The sequence below is a fragment of the Ruegeria sp. CH8 genome (assembly GCF_056536985.1).
The window spans coordinates 17,027-34,330 of sequence record NZ_JBQFQR010000015.1 but is presented as its reverse complement, the minus strand read 5'-3'; the positions used below and the strand labels follow the sequence as shown (position 1 = coordinate 34,330).

Here is a 17,304-nt window from a genome sequence, read left to right as displayed (position 1 = left end):
ATCTTAGGGTCGAAACGGTCAGGCGTTCTTAACGATCAGGAACACGCGCGCGGAGCTTTTGGCTGTGATCGAATGGGTCACGTCAGCGGCATAGCGTGCGGTGTCACCCGCCTGCAGATCGTTGACCGCAGTGCCGGAAGTCACGCGGACCGAGCCGTCCAGAACGGTCAGTTGTTCGCGTGCACCGCGTGCATGGGGTTGGCTGGTCAATGCGCCGCCTGCTTCGAATTCGATATCGTAGACCTCGTGACCACCGGCCTCTTCTGGCGGTGACAGAATGCGGATACGGCAGTTCTGGCCCATATTGTCGATACTGGGTACTTCGGCCTTGCGCAGCACTTCGATCTGGTTGGCGGTGTTGGCGTCTTCCAACAATCCCGCGAAGTCCACCTGCAACGCCCTGGTCAGGTTCCACAGGGTTGAAATGGTCGGGCTGCTTTCCCCGCGTTCGATCTGGCTGACCATGGAGCGGGACACGCCGCTGAGGTTGGCCACGGCTTCTAGCGACAGCCCCTTGGCCCGGCGCGCCTCTTTCAGGCGGGCGGGCAGGCGTGTCAGGATATCGTCAGTGTTGTCCGTCATGACGGAATTTCATGCGTCTTGCGGGGGTGGATGTCAATTCCAACCGTGACGGGACGTCTCATGGGACAGGTCTATGCCGCAGATGCATAATGGCCCCGAATCCCGGAGGAGACAGACATGACCGATATCGTATTGCTGGACGGTGCCCGCACCGCAATTGGAACCTTTGGCGGCGCGTTGGCGTCGACCGCGCCCATCGACCTGGCGACTGTTGCTACCGAAGCCGCGCTGGAGCGCTCGGGTGTTGAAGGCGCTCAGATCGGGCATGTGGTGTTTGGGCATGTAATCAATACCGAGCCACGCGACATGTACTTGTCCCGTGTTGCGGCGATGCAGGCGGGTATTCCGAATGGAACGCCCGCGATGAATGTGAACCGGTTGTGCGGATCAGGCGCGCAGGCGATTGTTTCGGCGGTACAGTCCCTGATGCTGGGCGATGCCGAGTTTGCCGTAGCCGGCGGAGCCGAGAGCATGTCGCGCAGCCCCTACATCGTGCCGCAGGCGCGGTGGGGCGCAAAGATGGGCGACGTCACTTCGCTGGATATGATGCTTGGGGCGCTGAACTGTCCCTTCGGCACCGGCCATATGGGTGTGACGGCTGAGAATGTCGCTGACGAGCACCAGATCAGCCGCGAGCAGATGGACGACTTTGCAGTGACCAGCCAGACCCGCGCTGCAGCGGCGATCGATGCAGGGTTTTTCGACAGCCAGATCGCGCCAGTTCAGGTCAAGGTCAAGCGGGATATGGTGGACTTCAAGGTGGATGAACACCCCAAGGCCACAACGGTTGAGGCGCTGGCCGGGTTGCGGCCAGTGTTCAAAAAGGATGGTCGTGTGACCGCGGGTAACGCCTCGGGCATCAATGACGGTGCTGCGGCCATGGTTCTGGCCACGGCAGAGGCGGCTGAAAAGGCCGGGTTGAAGCCTAAGGCGCGCATTCTGGGCTATGCCCATGCGGGTGTCCGCCCCGAGGTGATGGGGATCGGGCCCGTCCCAGCCGTGCGGAACCTGATGGACAAGACCGGCCTGTCGGTGGACGATTTCGACGTGATCGAAAGCAATGAGGCCTTTGCGGCGCAGGCTCTGGCGGTCAATCAGGAGCTCGGGTTGAATGCGGGGAAAGTGAACCCGAATGGTGGGGCGATTGCCCTGGGCCATCCGGTGGGGGCGACCGGGGCGATCATCACGCTGAAGGCGCTGTACGAACTGGAGCGCACGGGTGGGACCAAAGGGCTGATCACCATGTGCATCGGAGGCGGGCAGGGGATTGCCATCGCCATCGAGAGGCTCTGAGTCGGGGCCGGGCAGGGGGGCTGTCTGCCCCCCCATCGCGCGGGGCGCGATTCCCCCCGAGGATATTTTGGACAGATGAAGCGGGCGGGATGGCTTTAGCTGAGCGCGTTGAGCAGCAGAACCAGCGCAGCGCCAACAGCAGCGCCGATACCGGCTGGCAGGGCCGCGGACCACAGAGGTGATGTTTGCGGCTCGTCCTTCTGGGTCTGGGCAATCAGGGCGTTTTCGACCAACCCCGGCAGGCGCGGGCCAAACCGGGCCAGAACCCAAGCCGTTTTGCCGAAATCGCGCAGGGCCGCGCGGGGGCCGATTGATTGTTTGATGTAATCCTCGACCACGGGACGGGCGACTTCCCAGATGTTCGTGTGTGGATCGAGCGAGCGCGCGACGCCCTCGACTACCACCATCGTCCGTTGCAGCAGGATCAACTCGGTCCGGGTTTCCATGCCGAAGCGTTCGGTGACTTCGAACAGGTAGTTCAGCAGGCGGCCCATCGAGATATTCGAGGCGTCCATGCCAAAGATCGGCTCACCCACCGCGCGCAGGGCGCGGGCGAATTCATCGACATCCCTGTCGGCGGGCACGTAGCCGGCTTCGAAATGCACCTCGGCCACGCGTTTGTAGTCGCGGCGGATGAAGCCGAAGAGGATCTCGGCATAGACCCGGCGGGTGTATTCGTCGATATGGCCCATGATGCCGTAGTCATAGGCGATGATATCGCCATTGGCCGCGACCTTCAGGTTGCCTTGATGCATGTCGGCGTGGAAATAACCGTCGCGCAGGGCGTGCAATAGGAACAGGCGCAGGACGCGTTCGGCCAGATCGCGGCGGTTGTGCCCCGCCGCATCGAGCGCTTCGTTTTCGCCCAGCGGAATACCGTCGGCCCAGCTGAGAGTCATCACCCGACGGGCAGAGAGAGACCAGACCACAGGCGGCAACCAGAACCCGGCATCGTCCTTGGTGTTGGCGGCGTATTCCGACGCGGCAGCGCTTTCCAGACGCAGGTCCAGTTCTCCGCGCACGACGCCGTCGAAGTGCTCGATCACCTCCATCGGGCGCAAGCGGCGCGCGCCGGGGGCGAACAATTGGACAATGCGGGCGGCGAAGTAGAACGCGTCTACGTCTTTGCGGAAGGCGCGTTCGATGCCGGGGCGCAAGACCTTGACGGCAACGTCTTCGCCGGTGCTGGTCAGCTTGGCCTTGTGGACCTGAGCGATCGAAGCAGCTGCGATGGGTTCGCTGAATTCCGAGAACACCTCATCCACTGACTGACCGAGCTCTTTTGCCACTTCGGCCATGGCCTCGGCGCGGGAAAAGGGTGGCAGCTTGTCCTGCAGGACACGCAACTGGGCGGCCAGCTCGTTGCCTACCACGTCAGGGCGGGTCGAGAGCACCTGACCGAACTTGATATAAGCCGGGCCCAGCGCAGTTAGTGCACGGGTGGCGGGTGGCATGTCTGGGTCGCCCTTGTAGCCCAGCCATTGGAACGGTTTGCCCAGAGCGTGCGCAATAAAACGCAAAGGACGTGGGGCCTCAAAAGCGTCCAGCACCACATTCATGGCGCCAGTGCGTTCAAGCGTTGCGCCTGTGCGGATCAGGCGGATGATGTTGTGAGGGCCGCGCATAGATCAGATCTTCCAGCCGGAATGCAGCGCGGCGATACCCATGCTGAGGTTGCGGTACTTGGCATTTTCGAACCCGGCGGTGCGGACCATATTCAGGAAAGTCTCTTGGTCGGGGAACTTGCGGATCGATTCCACCAGATATTGATAGCTGTCGTAATCATTGGCGATCAGCTTACCCATGCGAGGGATGACGTTGAAACTGTAGAGATCATAGAGCTTCTGTAGCCCGTCATTCGGCAACTGGCTGAATTCCAGCACCATCAAACGGCCACCGGGTTTTAGCACGCGGAACGCTTCGTTCAACGCCTCTTGCGGGCGGGTCACGTTCCGGATGCCGAATGAGATGGTGTAGACGTCAAAGGTGTTGTCCTCGAATGGCAGCGCCATCGCATCGCCCACCACCCAGTTCAGGCTGTCGGACATCTGATCGGCCTCGGCGCGCTGACGGCCTTCGACCAGCATCGGCTCGGTCAGGTCCAGCACGGTGGCGTGGCCATAGCCCGCGCGTTTCAGGAAGCGGAACGAGATATCGCCCGTACCGCCCGCCACGTCCAGCAGACGCTGACCGGGGCGCGGGGCCAGCCAGTCCATCATCGCGTCTTTCCAGACCCGGTGAATGCCCATCGACATGACATCGTTCATCACGTCGTATTTCGAGGCGACCGAGTTGAACACGCCCTGCACGCGCCCGGCCTTGTCGGCCTCGCGCACGGTTTCGAACCCGAAATGTGTGGTCTTGTCGTTGTTGTCGGACATTGCAAGGGCGCCTTTGCCTGTGTTGCTCATCCTTATAGGGCTCAGCGCCGGGAAGACAATCGCGCCCCGCCTAGACGGACAGATTGGCGCAGTTTGGTGCGCTCCAAAGTCACAAATGCGCCCCATTGACGATTCATGTTCGCGGCGGATCGTGCACGACAGCCCGCGTGATAGGATATTGCTGACAAAATGATTGAGGTTACTCCGCTTCTTGTCTTCCAGACATCGGTGTTTGTCATACTGGTTGTCTTGTTTTTTCGGGCGATCCTCTTTGGACGCCGGTATTTCGCTAAATGGCGCGGTCCTAGTGAATGGAACGACATACGCGATCAGAGCAAGGACCTGCCAATATGGGATCGCGGCTTCGAAAGAACGGCCATGCGCGGCAGCCAAAGTTCACCCGAACACACACTGAATAAAACCACCTATCGGACGACCTTTGGGCTGCGTTATAAAACTCTGTTTGTGCTCGTGGCGGTTTATCTGGCTCTCGCCTACAAACTCGATGTTTACGCGATGGGAGCGCTTGAGGTGGAATTCGGCAGTTATCCCGTCACCCTTTTCAAGGTCGCGCTGATAGCAGTGCTTGCCTTCAATGTGTTGCACCATTTCGTCTATCGGGTGACCATCGATGGAAAGGAACTGACCGTGACCGGGGCGTTGTTTCAACGCCATTCCTTTGATCTGGGCAAGCTTGTGGCGGTCGAACACAGCAACGGTCCGATGTATCGTTTGCGTTTTTCAGATGGGAAGACGGCGCGCATTCTGAGATATGTAACCGGACATGATGAAATGGTGGGTGCGCTGGAAGGCGCATTGGCGGCAAATCAGGAGAGCACATGCCGGAACTTCCCGAAGTCGAAACGGTCCGCCGTGGGCTGACACCCGCCATGGAGGGCGTGGTGATCGAACGGGCCGACGTGAACCGCCCCGATCTACGCTGGCCCTTCCCTGACCGCATGGCCGAACGGCTGACCGGGCAGCGGGTTGACCGGCTGCGGCGGCGCTCGAAATACATTCTGGCCGATCTCAACAGTGGAGAGACCTTGCTGATTCACCTGGGCATGTCCGGGCGAATGACGGTGTCGGGTGATCCGCTGGGTCAGTTTGTGCACGAACACCCGATGCCGGAAAAACATGATCATGTTGTGTTCCACATGGCCAATGGTGCGAGGGTGACCTTCAACGACCCGCGTCGGTTCGGCGCGATGGACCTGCTGCCGACCGCTACTGCCGAGGCGCATAAACTGTTGTCGGTTCTGGGGCCGGAACCTCTGGGAAATGATTTCCACGAACAGCACTTGATCGAGGCATTCAAGGGCAAGAACACACCTGTCAAATCGGCGCTTCTGGATCAGGGAATCGTTGCCGGATTGGGCAATATTTATGTTTGCGAGGCGCTTTATCGCTCAGGCGTGTCGCCACGTCGCAAAGCTGGACAGATTTCTGCGGGGCGCGTTGCGGCGCTGGTGCCGATCATCCGGCAGGTGCTGCTGGACGCCATCGAGGCGGGCGGCTCATCGCTGCGCGATTTCCGCCAAGCCGATGGAGAACTTGGATATTTTCAGCACAGCTTTGACGTTTATGGCCGCGAGGGCGAACCCTGCCGCACTGAGGGCTGCGATGGCATCGTCATAAGAATCACCCAATCCGGTCGCTCATCCTTCTATTGCGCGCAATGCCAAAGATAGCTTGATCCAGCGCCCTCGCGTGATAAGGAATCGTATCTGAACGGAACAACCGGAAGCTTACACCTCATGGCTTTTGAGACGATCATCGTCGAAATCGAAGACCACGTCGCACTTATCAAGCTCGACAGGCCCGATGCACTGAACGCACTGAACTCGCAGCTCACGCAAGAGCTTAGCTCGGCGCTTGAAGATGCGGATCAGAACGACAAGGTGCGTTGCATCGTCATCACCGGCTCGGACAAGGCCTTTGCGGCTGGTGCGGATATCAAAGAGATGTCCGAGATGAGCTTTGTCGACGTCTACGAGGCGAACCTGTTCGGCGACTTCAATGACCGCATCTGTGCGATCCGCAAACCGATCATTGCCGCCGTGTCTGGCTATGCGCTGGGCGGCGGGTGCGAACTGGCGATGATGTGCGATTTTATCATTGCCGCTGACACTGCCAAGTTTGGTCAACCCGAGATCAATCTGGGCGTCATTGCCGGGCTGGGGGGTACACAGCGCCTGACCCGCTTTGTCGGCAAGTCTAAGGCGATGGATATGAACCTGACCGGCCGTTTCATGGACGCCGAAGAAGCCGAGCGTGCCGGGCTGGTCAGCCGCGTCGTTCCGTCCAAGAAGTTGATGGAAGAGGCCATTGGTGCGGCTCACAAGATCGCCGAGAAATCCCAGCTGAGTGCGATGGCCGCCAAAGAGGCCGTCAACCGCAGCTACGAAGTGACGCTGAGCGAAGGCCTGCTGTTCGAACGCCGCGTCTTTCATTCCATGTTTGCGACTGAAGATCAGAAAGAAGGCATGGCCGCGTTTCAGGAAAAACGCGCTGCCCAGTTCCGCGACAAGTAAGCCGGGCGCAACGGATCGGAACAGGCGGGCCTGGCCCGCCTTTTTCATGCCTGCCATGCACCGCGAAAGAATCCGCTTGGCAAAGCCGGCAATCTTGGATAACTAGCGCCGCTATACATGCGCGTGCGGCCCGCTTGGCCCGACTCACACCCGTGATTCTGATCCGGTGCGGATAATCCGTGACGCGCAACCGAATATAACCGTACCGAACGAAGGTCAGAAACACATGGCAAATTCGCCCCAGGCTAAAAAACGCGCGCGTCAGAATGACAAGCGTTTCGCAATCAACAAAGCACGCCGCTCGCGCATCCGCACCTACCTGCGCAAAGTCGAAGAAGCGATCGCATCCGGCGACAAGGACGCAGCGACCGCAGCCCTGCGCGCTGCTCAGCCCGAACTGATGCGCGGCGTCACGAAAGGCGTCTTCCACAAGAACACCGCCTCGCGCAAGATGTCGCGCCTGTCGGCACGGGTCAAAGCACTGGGCTAAACCTAAAGGTTGACGTAAGGTCAACAAAACAATGCTAAATTGTTTACAAAAGCGTCACAATTCGTGGCGCTTTTTTCGTGCTGTTGCCGGAAAGCCGCGTCTTCACGAAGCCGAGAGATTCTTTCTGCCGAAGACCCGAGTCAACATCAGAGTTTCGTTGCCGTACGCCATGGCCTCTTGTTACCACTAAGTCAGCGATTCACTCGCTTGGGGGGACAGGCTGTTTCACTGATTATACTGACGGGCATCAGGATGGTCGTGAAACAAATGTCGGCAAACGGATACTGCCTGTTTGCTGGTCTGCTATAGGTTTTTGGGTCACCAAAGATCTGAGCCCTGTCTAAAACATGTTTGCGATGCGCAACCCGGCCTACGGGGCGCCCGGTTTATGGGTGTCCATTGGCTAGGCCGTGCTGACTATTACGACATCCTCGCCAAATCCATGTGGTTTGGCGTGTGGGTACCCTTTTGCAAGTGTACGCCAATAACCGGGTAACCGGAACTGGGTAATAAGGCCGACAGGCCAATAAAGAATGGGATGCGTGAGGCGCTTGATGACACAAGAAAAATGGGGACAACTGCGTAACAAATTGCTCAAGGCGGTCGGTAAGAACAACTATACCACCTGGATCGAACCTCTTGAATTCCAAGAGCTGCAGGATGGTGTGGCGGTGTTCTCGGTTCCGACGAATTTTATGGGCAACTATGTGAGCCAGAATTTTGCGGACCTCATCTTATATGAGATGAACACCGCCGGGGAATCGGTTCAACGATTGGCATTTCGAGTTGCCGCCAATTCGCCGGTGCGCCCGACCAATGAAACTGCGCCCGTAGTCGTGCAGGATTCGCCTCAGCCCCAATCTCTGTCGCAGCAGGCTGAGTCGGCAAATGATGCGCTGGAATCGCTACAGGCCGCGCCTTTGGACACCCGTTTTACCTTTGACAGCTTCGTTGTCGGCAAGCCCAACGAACTGGCCCATGCTGCGGCGCGCCGTGTGTCCGAAGGCGGCCCCGTCACCTTCAACCCGCTGGTTCTTTATGGGGGCGTAGGTCTGGGTAAAACGCACCTCATGCACGCCATCGCATGGGAGCTTAAAACCAAGCGTCCCGAACTGAATGTTCTGTACCTGTCGGCGGAACAGTTCATGTACCGCTTTGTTCAGGCTCTGCGCGAGCGTCGGATGATGGACTTCAAACACCTGTTCCGTTCGGTCGATGTGCTGATGGTCGATGACGTGCAGTTCATCGCGGGCAAGGATTCGACACAGGAAGAGTTCTTTCACACCTTCAACGCGCTGGTGGATCAAAACAAGCAGATCATCATCTCGGCGGACCGCGCCCCGGGTGAGATCAAGGATCTGGAAGACCGCGTGAAGTCACGTCTGCAGTGCGGTTTGGTCGTTGACCTGCACCCGACCGATTACGAATTGCGGCTGGGTATCCTGCAGAACAAGGTGCAGCAATACAGCAATACATATCCCGACCTGACCATCGCCGATGGCGTGCTGGAGTTTCTGGCCCATCGTATCTCGACCAACGTTCGTGTGCTGGAAGGTGCCCTGACCCGTTTGTTCGCCTTTGCCTCGCTGGTGGGTCGTGAGATCGACATGGAACTGACGCAGGATTGTCTGGCCGACGTGCTGCGCGCGTCCGAGCGCAAGATCACCGTCGAAGAGATCCAGCGCAAAGTGTCGGATTACTACAACATCCGCCTGTCCGACATCATCGGCCCCAAGCGCCTGCGGTCCTATGCCCGTCCGCGTCAGGTGGCGATGTATCTGTGCAAGCAACTGACCAGTCGCTCGCTGCCTGAAATCGGCCGCCGCTTTGGCGGGCGTGACCACACCACGGTCATGCATGGCGTCAAACGCATCGAAGAGCTGAAAACCACCGACGGCCAGATTGCTGAAGACGTGGAAATGCTGCGCCGCGCGCTGGAAGCCTGAGACTTACCTCAAGTCCCTCAGGGAAGGCCTCGGACCTCTGCGCCCGGGGCTTTTTTGTGCGCAATAATCCACGGTCGCCTGTGAACTGTGCCCGCGCGGCCACGCGGCCCTTGACGCATTGGGCGTTCCGACCCAGAAAACCATAAAAAATCCTTGTGCCTCAGGGTGGAACCGCTAACGTGCCAGTCCCGCCCATGTCGGTACGCAAGTCAGAGGAACTGAGGGTATGAAGATCAGCATCGAACGCGGCACCCTTCTCAAGGCCGTTTCCCAGGCCCAATCTGTTGTAGAACGTCGCAACACCATTCCCATACTTGCCAACGTGCTGATCGAGGCCGAAGGCAACGAAGCCATGTTCCGCGCCACCGATCTGGATATCGAAGTGGTCGACAAGGCCCCGGCGCAGGTGGAAAAGGCCGGTGCCACAACCGTGGCTGCGACAACCCTGCACGAGATTGTGCGCAAATTGCCGGACGGCGCATTGGTGACCCTGACCGCCGACAGCGCTGCGGGCCGTCTGACGGTTGAAGCGGGCCGGTCGAACTTTTCGCTGGCGACGCTGCCGAAAGAGGATTTCCCGGTGATGGCGTCCTCGGAGTATCAGTCGAATTTCACCGCATCCGCGGCTCTGCTGCGGCGGTTGTTCGACAAGTCGAAATTTGCCATCTCGACCGAAGAGACCCGGTACTACCTGAACGGTGTCTACATGCACGTGGCCGACGGTTCCGAAGGCGGCAAGGTGCTGCGCTGCGTGGCCACCGATGGCCACCGCCTGGCCCGCATTGATGCCGATCTGCCAGACGGCGCGGCGGACATGCCTGGCGTGATCGTACCGCGCAAAACCGTGGGTGAGCTGCGCAAGCTGCTGGACGATGATGAAATGGACATCGCTGTTTCGGTGAGCGAAACCAAAATCCGTTTCGCAACACCCGATATTACGCTGACGTCAAAAGTGATCGATGGCACTTTCCCCGACTACACTCGTGTGATTCCGCAGGGCAACACCCGTCAGCTGGAAGTGGACGCTGCCGAATTCGCGCAGGCTGTTGATCGGGTGGCGACGGTTTCGTCCGAGCGCTCGCGCGCGGTGAAGCTGCAACTGGATGCGGACAAGCTGGTTCTGTCGGTTAATGCGCCTGACAGCGGTGCCGCCGAGGAAGAGCTGGCCGTGGCTTATGGCGATGAGCGGCTGGAGATTGGCTTTAACGCAAAGTACCTTCTGGAGATTGCCTCACAGGTGGATCGCGAGAATGCGGTGTTCCTGTTCAACTCGGCCGGTGACCCGACATTGATGCGCGAAGGCAATGATCAAAGCGCGGTCTACGTTGTCATGCCGATGCGCGTCTGATCGACCCTGCGGGGTGATCCTTAACGGAAGGGAGGGGTCATGACTTTGGCCCTGACCGAACTTACGGTATCGCATTTCCGGTCCCACAAACTGGCGCGGCTGTCTCTGGATGGGCGGCCAGTGGCTATCCATGGGCCGAACGGAGCCGGTAAGACCAATATCCTTGAAGCTGTGTCGTTGTTCTCGCCCGGTCGCGGGATGCGTCGGGCCAGTGCGGCCGAGATGACTCGCCGCCCTGAGGCGCTGGGCTGGAAGCTGTCCGGTCTGCTGAACGCGCAGGGGCAGAACTACGAGATTGAAACATGGTCCGAAGGCGGTGCTGCACGTCAGGTTCGGATTGATGGCAAGGCAGCCAGCCAGATCGATCTGGGCAAGCTGGCGCGGGTGGTTTGGTTGATCCCGTCGATGGACCGGCTGTGGATCGAAGGGGCCGAAGGGCGCCGGCGATTTCTGGACCGCATCGCGCTGAGTTTCGATCCTGCGCATGCCGAGGCGTCCCTGACTTATGAAAAATCCATGCGCGAACGGAACCGCCTGCTGAAAGAGCAGGTGCGCGATGCACATTGGTATGCGGCGCTTGAGGGGCAGATGGCCGAGACCGGTCACCGCATTCATGCAGCACGGCTTTCAGCATTGGATCACCTGCGCGCGGCGCAAGAGCAGGCAGAAACCGCCTTCCCGTCGGCTGATCTGGAGCTGATACAGACCGAAGGAGCGATGCCCGAGACGGCCGATGATCTGCGTGAGGCGTTGAATGAGAGCCGATTCCGCGATCTGGCGGCGGGGCGGACGTTGGTCGGGCCGCATCGGACGGATCTCTACGGCGTATTCGCCGCCAAAGGGGTTCCGGCCAAGGACTGCTCGACCGGAGAGCAGAAGGCGTTGTTGGTATCGTTAATCCTGTCCAATGCGCGGGCACTGGCGGGGATGGTGGGATCGCCCCCGATTGTGTTGCTGGATGAGGTGGCCGCGCATCTGGATGCCGGGCGGCGCGCGGCGCTTTATGATGAGATTTGCGCGCTGGGCGCTCAGGCCTGGATGACGGGCACCGGGCCAGAACTGTTTTCCGAATTGGGAGCGCGAGCCCAAACGCTGGTTGTTACCGAAGGCGATGAGGGCTCGGTCGTGACCGCTTAGGCCGGTTCGCCGACTTTGCGTTCCCACAGGAAGCCGCGCATAACTTCGTCGACCGGGGTTTTGGCCATGTGGTTGACGTAGTTCGACATGGTTTTCTGCGCCAGACCCAGCACCACATCCAGAACCGCGCGATGCGAGTAGCCAGCGTCAAAGAAGGCCTGCAGCTGTTCCTCGGTCGGATTGCCGCGGGATTCCATTACTTGCAGAGTGAAGGTGCGCAGCGCCTCAAGCTTGGGCGAAGGCAGCGGAGTTTCGTTGCGCAGGGCCTCGGTGATCTCGTCCGACACCTTCATCATCTTGGCGATGCCGGTATGGGCAGGGACGCAATAGTGGCACTCGTTTTCCACGTTGATGGTCTGCCAGACGACGGTTTTCTCGTCATTGTCGAAGTCGGTCTGCAGGAACAAGCCGTGCAGAACCTGATAGCCTTCCAGATGCTGCGGGCTTTCCGCCATCACCTTATGCAGGCCGGGCAGGCGGCCAAAGGCGGCTTGCGATTTCTCCAGCAGCGGTTTGGACCCTTCGGGTGCGGTTTCGAGGTCATGAGACGGGAAATTGGCCATGTCGGAACTCCTGTTTCTGGCACGATGAGTCGTATTTAGGGTTTCTTGAGTGATCGCTCAAGTATATATTTGAGCGAACGTTCAAGAACTGGTGAAAAATGCCCCGCAAACCTTCCTATGACCGCGACACGCTGATCGCGCAGGCCCGAGACATTTTCTGGCGTCACGGCTGGGCGGGGACGTCACTGAAGGATTTGGAGCGTGAGTTGAAACTGAAGCCGGGTAGTTTCTACGCGGCGTTCGGGTCGAAAGATGCGCTTTATACCTTGGCGCTGGAACGGTATGCGCAGGACGGGGTTGCCAACATGATGGCACTGGCTAAGGAGTTGGGCCCGCTTGGCGCGCTCAAGGCGCAGCCGCGTCGTGTGGTCGAAGCGTCGGGACTGCCGACCAGAGCCTGCATGTTGGCTAAAACTTATGCTGAACTGCAGGCCAAGGATCACGATCTAGCCGGTCAGGCCCGTACTCATATGGTTGAAATGAAAACCTGTTTCGCAGAGCTGTTTCGTCGCGCGCAAGAGGTCGGAGAAATCGCCCCCGACCACGACCCGGACCGCCTTGCCGCGCGGTACCAATCCGACCTTCTGGGGCTACGGTTGTCGGCTGAACGCGACGATGTGAACGCGGTGGAAATTGCCGAAGATATCGCGACGGACCTCGATCGGCTTTGACCGGTAAATAAACCGGATCAGAACCACAAAATGTTGGGGGACCGCGTGACAATCCCCACCAGAAAACGTATAAGTTACCAAAATAATATAGGTACTAACGGCATGTCCGAAGACGCACAGGCACCACAGGAATACGGCGCTGATTCCATCAAAGTTCTCAAAGGCTTGGAGGCCGTTCGCAAACGTCCCGGTATGTATATCGGTGACACGGACGATGGCTCGGGTCTGCACCATATGGTGTACGAGGTTGTTGACAACGGAATTGACGAGGCTCTGGCCGGTCATGCCGACCATGTGACCGTGAAAATTCACGCCGATTCCAGTGTTTCTGTCAGCGATAACGGGCGCGGAATTCCGGTAGATATTCACCCGGAAGAGGGTGTCTCGGCCGCAGAGGTCATCATGACCCAGCTGCACGCGGGCGGTAAGTTTGACAGCAACTCTTACAAGGTGTCTGGCGGTCTGCACGGTGTGGGTGTTTCCGTGGTGAACGCGCTGTCGGATTGGCTGGAACTGCGCGTCTGGCGTAACGGCAAAGAACACGTTGCGCGCTTTGAGGGCGGTGAGACAGCGGAACACCTGAAGGTGGTCCAGGAATGCGGCGACCGTACCGGGACCGAAGTACGCTTTCTGGCCTCGACCGATACGTTCTCGAACTTGGAATACTCGTTTGAGACGCTGGAAAAACGCCTGCGCGAGCTGGCTTTCCTGAATTCGGGCGTACGGATCATCCTGATCGACGAACGCCCTGCGGAACGGCTTGAGACTGAGCTGTTCTATGAAGGCGGCGTGAAAGAATTCGTCAAATACCTCGACCGCTCCAAGACCCCGGCGATGCCGGAGCCGATCTATATCAAGGGCGAGCGCGACGATATCGGCGTTGAAATCGCCATGTGGTGGAATGACAGCTACCACGAGACGGTTTTGCCCTTCACCAACAACATCCCTCAGCGGGATGGCGGGACCCATGTGGCCGGTTTCCGGGGGGCTCTGACCCGGACGATCAACAACTATGCGCAGTCCAGCGGGATCGCGAAGAAGGAAAAGGTCAGCTTCACCGGCGATGACGCGCGCGAAGGTCTGACCTGTGTGCTGTCGGTCAAAGTGCCTGATCCTAAGTTCTCGTCCCAGACCAAGGACAAGCTGGTCTCGTCCGAAGTCCGCCCGGCGGTGGAAGGTCTGATGAACGAAAAGCTGGCCGAATGGTTCGAGGAAAACCCGAACGAGGCCAAGGGGATCGTTGGCAAGATCATCGAGGCCGCGCTGGCCCGTGAGGCCGCCCGCAAGGCCCGTGAACTGACCCGCCGTAAGACGGCGATGGATGTGAATTATCTGGCCGGTAAGCTGAAAGACTGTTCCGAGAAGGACCCGTCCAAGACCGAAGTTTTCCTCGTCGAGGGTGACTCGGCGGGTGGTTCGGCGCAAACCGGTCGGGACCGGCTGACGCAAGCCGTTCTGCCGCTGCGCGGTAAGATTCTGAACGTGGAACGGGCGCGGTTCGACCGGATGTTGTCGTCTCAGGAAATCGGCAATCTGGTGATGGCGCTGGGTACCGGCATTGGTCGCGATGAGTTCAACATCGAAAAGCTGCGCTACCATAAGATCGTCATTATGACCGATGCGGACGTGGACGGCGCGCATATCCGGACGCTGCTTCTGACCTTCTTCTATCGGCAGATGCCGGAGCTGATCGAGGGCGGTTATCTCTATATCGCCCAACCACCGCTTTATAAGGTTTCGCGTGGTAAATCAGAGGTTTACCTGAAGGACCAGGCGGCGCTGGATGACTATCTGATCAATCAGGGCGTCGAAGGGGCTGTGCTGAAACTCGGCTCGGGCGAAGAGATCATCGGTCAGGACCTGACCCGAGTGGTGGACGAAGCGCGCCAGCTGAAACGCGTTCTGGATGCCTTCCCGACCCATTACCCGCGGCACATTCTGGAACAGGCCGCTGTCGCGGGGGCTTTCGTGCCCGGTGCGGTCGATGCTGACCTGCAAGGCGTGGCCGACAAGGTCGCCGCCCGTCTGGACCTGATCGCATTGGAATACGAACGCGGCTGGCAGGGCCGGATCACACAAGACCATGGTATCCGTCTGGCCCGCATCCTGCGCGGCGTTGAAGAGGTGCGCACGCTGGACGGCCCGATGTTGCGCTCCGGCGAGGCCCGCAAAACCGGCAGCTTCACCCAAAGCCTGCAAGAGGTCTACAACACTCCGGCTACGCTGGTCCGCCGTGACCGCATGCAGGCGATCCACGGCCCGCTGGACCTGCTGCGCGCCATTCTGGAAGAGGGTGAAAAGGGTCTGTCCCTGCAACGCTACAAAGGCCTAGGCGAGATGAACCCGGATCAATTGTGGGAAACCACCCTAGACCCGGATGCCCGTACACTGCTGCAGGTCCGCGTGGATGATATGGTCGAAGCTGACGATCTGTTCACCAAACTTATGGGAGACGTGGTGGAACCCCGTCGCGAGTTCATCCAACAAAACGCGCTTAGTGTAGAGAATCTTGATTTTTGAGTTTGTGTAGGTGCGCCCTTAGCTTTGCATTTCGCCCAAAGATTTGCATTTTTGGCCCAAACCTCTGGGCGCATTAATCTTCAACTTTCTTAGTTCGAGGTTCTATATCTTCGGGTCTCATTCTTTGCTTGTTTAGCGCCATCGCCGTATTGCCGGGGAAGGTTTTCGGATGGCCGCTTCCAGCCCAAACCGGACATTCGCAACAAGACTTTGCAATTTCCGAGATCAGGACAAAGCGGTCGATGACGAGAAGCCTAGAGTTTTTAAATTCCAGTATCGAAAATCGAAGGGCGCACGGCATCCTCTTACCTTCGAACAATAAAGTTTTGGCGATGAACAACGTACACTGCTCAAATTGAATTCAAAAAACGCTCTATTTCCACTAGGGCTTTAGGCCAGGCAGGATCATACTCTGGCATCGTATTGTTTGCTGTCTCAAGGCCAATAAAGCGCGCCTTCTGGATGCCGGAGGCGAAAATCCTACCTTGTTCAACACTGTGCATCCTGTCTCGATTAGCGTGCATAACCAGAGCCGGACAGGTGATCCGCAGAAGTAGATCGGTTACGTCGACCCCTGCGACCAGTGGTCCAATCTTGAGCCAATCCTGATGGTCCATTGCCACTTTCATAAATTCTGCATAAGTGCGCTGGTCATGCGGACTTGCGGTTGGAGCAAATGATTGCGCCATCAAGTCTCTTGCAGAAGGGTATTCATCGTTCCAGCCTTCAAGACTCATATCCATCATTGCTTGCCCAAGCGCGGCAATTCCGGGCTGTGAACGCACCGCGAGTCCTTGTGCAAATCCACCGAGTAGAACCAACCCCGAAACACGGTCAGGATTATTTGCGGCAAAAGCCGCGGCAATGGTTGCCCCAAAAGAAATGCCAAACAGTGGAACTTTTTCGATCCCGGCTGCGTCCAGTACGGCCTCAACATCTTCGACGATCCGATTCAAAGACACATCCTGCACGCCCCTCTGGGACAAGCCATTGTTTCTACCATCAAACCGATAAAGGCAGTGATTTTCAGAAAGCAGCGGCAACCACCCGGCGATGGTGTTCATCGTCCAATCGTATTCCAGATGCCTAAGCCAGTTTGGTGTGACCAGTAACTTTCTACCACTTCCAGTGGATGTCCAGGCAAGCGTTGTACCGTCTTTTGATTTTGCAAAGCGGACGTCTTGAGAGCTAGCCAGCAGCTTGTTCTTTGCGCGTCTTTTGTCACCATCTAAATCAATAGAGTAGGCTTCAACTGGATTTGGAATTCCCTTCAACCGTATCGAGCTTTCTGGTCGCAAAGCAACCGCCAGCGAAGTTCCCGCAACTTCAGCAGCTGTCTTGCTGACGAGACAACTTCCAATATGCGCGCTGGACTGAAGGCGCGACGCAACATTCACGGCCTCTCCGAACAAGTCTGTGCCATTTGGCATTACGTCGCCAACGTGGAGACCTCCTCGAAGTGTTACGTCTTCATCTCTCATCTGATTGAAAATCTGGCTGGCAGCATTAATTGCGTCTGTGGCTGCAACAAACTCAACCAAAGCACCATCTCCCATCAGCTTGAATATTCGTCCTTTGTTTTCATGGACCAACGGTCTGATCACATCGTCCAAAATGCGTTGTAGAGTGTTCAGCGTGGTCTCAGCATCCTCTGACATGCGCTTGGTATAATCGACGACATCGAGGCTTAGGATCGCAGCAATTTTCCGCTTCATCAGTCGATGTGATCCTTTTAGCTAAACCAATTCCTCTGAACCAAAATTAACAGACGAATTGATTTTTGTGACCAAAACTTGTGCCTGGGTATTTTGCTAAGCCTGCAAGTTCCCAAAGTTGCGT

Annotated in this window: 15 protein-coding genes; 10 read left to right on the top strand and 5 right to left on the bottom strand. The window is 58.2% G+C overall.

Annotated features, from left to right (window positions below; all coding sequences use genetic code 11):
* Positions 1-18: 18 nt before the first annotated feature.
* Positions 19-582: a helix-turn-helix domain-containing protein gene (locus ACR0ER_RS16965; RefSeq protein WP_480769953.1), complete on the bottom strand. Its 564-nt coding sequence runs from the start codon at positions 580-582 to the stop codon at positions 19-21.
* 117 nt (positions 583-699) lie between these two features.
* On the opposite strand from ACR0ER_RS16965, the gene ACR0ER_RS16960 reads away from it, so the two are divergent.
* Positions 700-1,875: an acetyl-CoA C-acyltransferase family protein gene (locus ACR0ER_RS16960; RefSeq protein WP_480769952.1), complete on the top strand. Its 1,176-nt coding sequence runs from the start codon at positions 700-702 to the stop codon at positions 1,873-1,875.
* A gap of 95 nt (positions 1,876-1,970) precedes the next feature.
* Here the strand turns inward: ACR0ER_RS16960 and ubiB are convergent, their stop codons facing one another.
* On the bottom strand, positions 1,971-3,500 hold the full coding sequence (gene ubiB, locus ACR0ER_RS16955) for a 2-polyprenylphenol 6-hydroxylase (protein ID WP_480769951.1): 1,530 nt from the start codon (positions 3,498-3,500) through the stop codon (positions 1,971-1,973).
* Positions 3,501-3,503: 3 nt separating this feature from the next.
* Positions 3,504-4,256, bottom strand: a complete 753-nt coding sequence (gene ubiE / locus ACR0ER_RS16950; RefSeq protein WP_480769950.1) for a bifunctional demethylmenaquinone methyltransferase/2-methoxy-6-polyprenyl-1,4-benzoquinol methylase UbiE — start codon at positions 4,254-4,256, stop codon at positions 3,504-3,506.
* A 189-nt stretch (positions 4,257-4,445) separates the two neighbouring features.
* On the opposite strand from ubiE, the gene ACR0ER_RS16945 reads away from it, so the two are divergent.
* The 7 genes from ACR0ER_RS16945 to recF all read left to right on the top strand — a co-directional run bounded on the left by ACR0ER_RS16945 (position 4,446) and on the right by recF (position 11,711).
* Positions 4,446-5,138, top strand: a complete 693-nt coding sequence (locus ACR0ER_RS16945; RefSeq protein WP_480769949.1) for a hypothetical protein — start codon at positions 4,446-4,448, stop codon at positions 5,136-5,138.
* Complete coding sequence (gene mutM, locus ACR0ER_RS16940; protein WP_480769948.1) at positions 5,096-5,947, top strand: bifunctional DNA-formamidopyrimidine glycosylase/DNA-(apurinic or apyrimidinic site) lyase; 852 nt, start codon at positions 5,096-5,098, stop codon at positions 5,945-5,947. Before ACR0ER_RS16945 ends, mutM begins: the two co-directional genes overlap by 43 nt.
* A 66-nt stretch (positions 5,948-6,013) precedes the next feature.
* A complete protein-coding gene (locus ACR0ER_RS16935) occupies positions 6,014-6,790 on the top strand; it encodes an enoyl-CoA hydratase (protein WP_480769947.1) in 777 nt (258 codons plus the stop codon).
* A 226-nt stretch (positions 6,791-7,016) separates the two neighbouring features.
* Positions 7,017-7,280: a 30S ribosomal protein S20 gene (gene rpsT, locus ACR0ER_RS16930; protein ID WP_058282200.1), complete on the top strand. Its 264-nt coding sequence runs from the start codon at positions 7,017-7,019 to the stop codon at positions 7,278-7,280.
* A 554-nt stretch (positions 7,281-7,834) separates the two neighbouring features.
* Positions 7,835-9,226 (top strand): chromosomal replication initiator protein DnaA, encoded by a 1,392-nt coding sequence (gene dnaA / locus ACR0ER_RS16925; protein WP_480769946.1) that lies wholly within the window; start codon positions 7,835-7,837, stop codon positions 9,224-9,226.
* A gap of 226 nt (positions 9,227-9,452) precedes the next feature.
* Complete coding sequence (gene dnaN, locus ACR0ER_RS16920; RefSeq protein WP_170334727.1) at positions 9,453-10,574, top strand: DNA polymerase III subunit beta; 1,122 nt, start codon at positions 9,453-9,455, stop codon at positions 10,572-10,574.
* Between the two features lie 39 nt (positions 10,575-10,613).
* Entirely contained in the window at positions 10,614-11,711 is a 1,098-nt protein-coding gene (gene recF, locus ACR0ER_RS16915) for a DNA replication/repair protein RecF (protein WP_480769945.1), read from the top strand.
* Here recF and ACR0ER_RS16910 read toward each other — a convergent pair.
* A complete protein-coding gene (locus ACR0ER_RS16910) occupies positions 11,708-12,274 on the bottom strand; it encodes a carboxymuconolactone decarboxylase family protein (protein ID WP_480769944.1) in 567 nt (188 codons plus the stop codon). The genes recF and ACR0ER_RS16910 overlap by 4 nt on opposite strands.
* A 98-nt stretch (positions 12,275-12,372) precedes the next feature.
* On the opposite strand from ACR0ER_RS16910, the gene ACR0ER_RS16905 reads away from it, so the two are divergent.
* Both ACR0ER_RS16905 and gyrB read left to right on the top strand, forming a co-directional pair.
* The gene (locus ACR0ER_RS16905; protein ID WP_480769943.1) at positions 12,373-12,945 is read left to right on the top strand and encodes a TetR/AcrR family transcriptional regulator; all 573 of its coding nucleotides are present in this window, start codon (positions 12,373-12,375) and stop codon (positions 12,943-12,945) included.
* A 102-nt stretch (positions 12,946-13,047) separates the two neighbouring features.
* Positions 13,048-15,465, top strand: coding sequence for a DNA topoisomerase (ATP-hydrolyzing) subunit B (gene gyrB / locus ACR0ER_RS16900; protein WP_475207771.1), 2,418 nt, complete (start codon positions 13,048-13,050; stop codon positions 15,463-15,465).
* Between the two features lie 350 nt (positions 15,466-15,815).
* Here gyrB and ACR0ER_RS16895 read toward each other — a convergent pair whose 3' ends face one another.
* Positions 15,816-17,180: an alpha/beta fold hydrolase gene (locus ACR0ER_RS16895; RefSeq protein ID WP_170806685.1), complete on the bottom strand. Its 1,365-nt coding sequence runs from the start codon at positions 17,178-17,180 to the stop codon at positions 15,816-15,818.
* Positions 17,181-17,304: the final 124 nt, after the last annotated feature.